The 4,404-nt window shown below is 73.0% G+C and carries 4 protein-coding genes and 1 pseudogene; 2 read left to right on the plus strand and 3 right to left on the minus strand.

The annotated features are described in order from the left end of the window. A partial coding sequence (locus VF468_14630) for a hypothetical protein (GenBank protein ID HEX5879529.1) occupies positions 1-501 on the plus strand: 501 nt, incomplete at its 5' end. A gap of 177 nt (positions 502-678) precedes the next feature. Then, positions 679-2,772 carry a tyrosine-type recombinase/integrase gene (locus VF468_14635; protein HEX5879530.1) on the plus strand — a complete coding sequence of 698 codons (2,094 nt, stop codon included), beginning with the start codon at positions 679-681 and terminating at the stop codon, positions 2,770-2,772. A 180-nt stretch (positions 2,773-2,952) separates the two neighbouring features. Here the strand turns inward: VF468_14635 and VF468_14640 are convergent, their stop codons facing one another. From VF468_14640 to VF468_14650, 3 genes and pseudogenes are all read right to left on the minus strand, one after another. Continuing rightward, entirely contained in the window at positions 2,953-3,276 is a 324-nt protein-coding gene (locus tag VF468_14640) for a hypothetical protein (GenBank protein HEX5879531.1), read from the minus strand. Then, positions 3,273-4,093: pseudogene (gene istB / locus VF468_14645) on the minus strand (IS21-like element helper ATPase IstB). The gene VF468_14640 and the pseudogene istB overlap by 4 nt, the downstream one beginning before the upstream one ends. 8 nt (positions 4,094-4,101) lie before the next feature. Continuing rightward, positions 4,102-4,311 (minus strand): hypothetical protein, encoded by a 210-nt coding sequence (locus VF468_14650; protein HEX5879532.1) that lies wholly within the window; start codon positions 4,309-4,311, stop codon positions 4,102-4,104. Positions 4,312-4,404: the final 93 nt, after the last annotated feature.

Consider the following 4,404-nt stretch of genomic DNA (forward strand, 5'->3'; position numbering starts at 1 on the left):
TCCGTCCGCTGGGCCGGCCCCGCGCAGCTCCTGGATGACCAGCACCGCTGGGACGCCGCGCGCCGACTGCTGCACGACGAAGACCTGGGCGCCGAGGACCGGCTCGCTGGCCTGCTGGTCTTGCTCTACGCCCAAGGTGCCACCGCGATCAGCCGAATGACCGTCGAGCAGATCCACATCGATGCTCACGACGTTCGGCTGCGCCTGGGCCGGGTGCCCATCCAGCTGCCCGAGCCGGTCGCCACCCTGGCCTGCGACGTCGTCGCCCACCGCAAGGGCCACGCCACCATCGGCGCCGTCGCGCCGTCGCCCTGGCTGTTCCCCGGGGGCCAGCCCGGACGGCCGATCTGCACCGCGCGACTGACCCAGCGGCTCAACGATCTCGGCATCCGGCCCAACCAGACCCGCAGCACCGCGCTGTTCCAGCTCGCCACCGAGATCCCCGCCGCGATCCTGGCCCGCACCCTGGGCATCCACACCGACGTCGCCGTCACCTGGTAACGCCTCTCCGGCGGGGACTGGGCCAGCTACGCCGCCCAGATCAGCCAACGAACCACGCCGTCGGCCAGGCATTCCGACAGTTCGAATATCTGAGGTCACCGTTATGGGTCCGCGAGGACGAGGCCCTGCGCGCCGCAGCGAACTGGAAGACCCATACGACCGGCTGGCGAGTGCCCGATGCCTGGTAGCCGTCTCGGGCACCTTCGCCCCGCCGGCCTGGATCCCGTGGCGCGGCTGTTCTCGCAGCTGCCGCCGCTCTGGCACGGCCCGATCATCGGCCCCGGCATCGCCGACTGGGCGTCGATCAGCGAGAACGGCGAACGCAGAATCAACCTGACCGGGCTACCCGACCCGTTCCCCGCCGAGCTGGCCTGGATGGCGCACTGGCAGGCCCTCGATGGCACCCGGTCCTCGGTCCTGGCGACCAACCAGCTGGCCAACATCCTGCGCCGGGCCGCGCGGGACAACCACCCGTTCCCGGGCTCGATGCGCGACATGGACTGGGACACCGCGTCGGCGTTGCAGGGCTGGTTCTACGCCACCCGGTGGGGCCGGCTCCCGCCCCAGGGCAGCCGCGCCCGGTTGCGGGTCGTGTTCCGCTTCGCCCGGTTGGCCCTGCTCGCCCGCTGCCACGACGGCCCGTGGTGGGCACTGGACGACTGGCACCCGCGCTGCGACCCCCGGATCCCGCTGACGGCGCGCGAGCCGCAGGCCAACTACGGGTGCTCCCCGGGCCAGATCGCCCAGCCCTGGCTGCGGGCGGCGGTCAAGTGGCATCTGGGCACGATGCTGGAGGCCGGGACGCTGCGCTGGACGACGGTCAGCCAGGAGCGGCTGCCGTGTCTGCTGCGCTTCGACCGCTGGCTGGCGACCTTGGACCGCCCCGGCGACGTCCTGGGCGACCAGGCGGGCGCGGCGGAGCAGGCCGCCGCGTTTCGGCGCTGGGACGCCGACCCCGACAACCGCCGCGGGCCCGACCGGCGCTCGAGCGTCGTGGCTCCCCGTCTGATCAACGACGATCTTCGGGCCGTCGCCGAGCTGTTCGCGTTCCTCGCGGCGGCTAACCCGATCGAGGCCCGCCGCGTCCTGGGACCCTCGCCGGGCCGGCAGGTCACCGACGCCCACGCGGCCGGCTGGTTCCGCCAGGTCTCCCGCATCCCGCACCAGCCCGCCCTCAATGCCGGGCATTACGTTGACGACCACGCCCTCGCCCAGATCCCCGCCGCGCTGCCCCTGCTCGGGCTGCCACGCGAGCAGCAGATGCAGATCACCCGCGGCGACGGCACCCAGGTGCTCGCGCACGGCCTCGCCGACGCCCAGGCGATGCGCATGATCTTGCTGCAGATCCTCACCGGCCGCCGGGCCAGCGAGATCCGCACCTGCGCGTTCGACTGCCTGTCCCCGCTACCCAACCGCGCCACCGCCACCGCCACCGCCGAGGACCCCGCCGCCGACAACCCCGCCGCCGACAACGAGGAGATCGCGCGCTTCCACTACGCCCAATCCAAGATCGAGGCCGCACCGGACAACATCCTCGTTGACCGCGAGGTCACCCAGGTCATCGAGGAGCAACAGCAGTGGATCCGGGAGCGGTTTCCCGACATCGAGCCACGCTTCCTGTTCACTCAGCGCCTGGGCAACCGCACCGCCACCAAGCCCTACCCGTCGGGCACCTACGCCTGGATGCTGCGCGAGTTCAGCAATATCGTCAAGATCACCGACAGCAAGGGACGGGCGGTCGGGCTGAGCCACACTCACCGGTTCCGGCACACCAAGCTGACCCGCCTGGCCGAGCTCGGGCTGCCCATCCACGTCCTGCAGCGCTACGCCGGGCACGCCAGCCCGACGATGTCGATGCACTACATCGCCCAACGCGAGGAGCACGCCGAGCAGGCGTTCCTCGCCACCGCGAAGCTCAAGGCCGACGGCACCCGCGTGTTGTTCTCCCGCGAGGACCACGACAGCCTGCACCTGTTCGACCGGCCCGACCGGTTCTTACCCCACGGCTGGTGCATGCTGCCGCCGCTGCAGACCTGCGACAAGGGCAACGCCTGCCTGACCTGCTCGGTGTTCGTCACCGACCATGATGACGCTCGCCGAAATTCCCCGGTGTTGCTCAGCGAAATTCCCCACCCTGGGAACGAGGGGGGTCGTAGGTCTTTGACATTGGTCGTGTCATGTGCATCGGCGGTGTGTCGTGCCGCGGCGTGGGCGCGTTCGGCGATTCCGCGGGCCTCCTGCGCGTGTGCGGGGTCGGTGCGGGCGTGTTGATCGGCGATCCGGGCGAATAGTTCGGCCTTGTGGGTCAGCAACGCGGCGTACTCGGCGGGGTCGCCGCCCAGGGCCGGTGGGCGCAGCCGGGCGAGTCGGGCGGTGAACGCGGCGATGTCGGCGAGGGTGACCGGCTCGGCCGGGTCGGTGGCCGCGGCCGGCGCGGGGCGGGGATCGGGGTCAGTCATGGCGGGCTCCGGGGATGGGGACCTGAGCGGCGGCCGGCGTGACGCGCAGGGTGATGACCGCGACCGGGCGGGCGCAGTGCGGGCAGCGGGCGGCCGGTTGAGCGCGGGCGGCGACGGCGTCGGGACGCGGGACGGCGGGCGGGACGGCGGGCGGGACGGCGTCTGCCCGGCGGCGTCCGGGGCGGCGGCGGCGCCAGGCGGTCTTGCGGCAGCGTTCGGAGCAGTAGCGCCGCCGCGGGATCTGGCCGGGGGCGGGGGTGAACGTCTGCCCGCAGACCGGGCAGTGGCCGGTGGCGGCCCCGGTGGTCGGGTTCATGGCCGCACCGCCTGGCGGAGCTGCTCGGCGCGGGCCTGGTGGGCGCGCATCCGGTAGGAGGGGCCCTCGATCGCGGCGACGATGCCCCGGTGCAGCAGCCGGTCCAGGACCGCGGCGGCCATCATGGGGTCGGCGAAGCGTTCGGCCCAGGTCGCGACCCCGGCGTGACTGGTGATGATCACACTGGATTTCAGGTAGCGCCCCGAGATCACCTGGAACAGCGCGGCATTGGCGTCGGCGTCCAGGCGCCGGTAGCCGAACTCGTCGATCACCAACAGCCGGGGTCCGGCGTAGAACCGCAGCATGTGGTTCCAGCGGCCCTCCCGGGCGGCGCGGGTGCAGCGGGCGGCGAGGTCTTCGGCGGTGGTGAAGTAGACCCGGTGCCCGGCCTCGATCGCGGCCCGGGCCAGCCCGATCGCGAGCATCGTCTTGCCGACCCCGGGCGGGCCGATGAACAGCACGTTGGCGGCCTCGTCGAGGAACCGCAGCGTCGCCAGGTCGCGGATCAACCCCTCGTCCACCCCAGGTTGGGCGGTGTAGTCGTAGTCGGCCAGGGTGTAGCCGCGGGCAGGCAGGCGAAGTGGGTGCGCGAGGCCAGCCGGCGGGCCTGGGTGGCGGCGACCTCGACGGCGAGCAGCCGTTCCAGGGTGGCCACCGCGGACAGTGAGCGGGCGCGGGCGTCGTCGAGCACCCCGGGCAGCGCCGCGGCGGCGTCGGGCAGCCGCAGGTAGGCCAGGTGCTCACGCAGCCGCTGGTAGAGCGCCGCTTCCCCGGCCGGCCGCGGCCCTTCCGGCCCGGCTGTCGCGCCGCTGGGCATCGCGGCGTTCACAAGCTCTCCTCGACCGTGCCCGGACCGGTGATCGGGCGCACGGCGGCGGCGTAGGCGGCGAAGTCGAGCACCTGCCCGTCCCCGCCGCCGCCGGCGGCGGGGACGGGGTCGCCGCGCAGTCGGGCGGCCTCGACGCGGGCCGCCGGCGACGGCGGCCGGCGGGTCTTGCCCCGACATGCCGCCCGGTCGGTAAACCCGGCCAGCACCGCGGCCTCCAGCGCGGCGACGTGGGGCGCGCCCGCGGAGGTGTCAGATGGTCTGTGTAAGACCTGAACCAAGGTTTAGGAGTAACACGGACT

This window comes from Actinomycetota bacterium, from assembly GCA_036280995.1.
In the GTDB taxonomy this organism is placed as follows: Bacteria; Actinomycetota; CALGFH01; order CALGFH01; family CALGFH01; genus CALGFH01.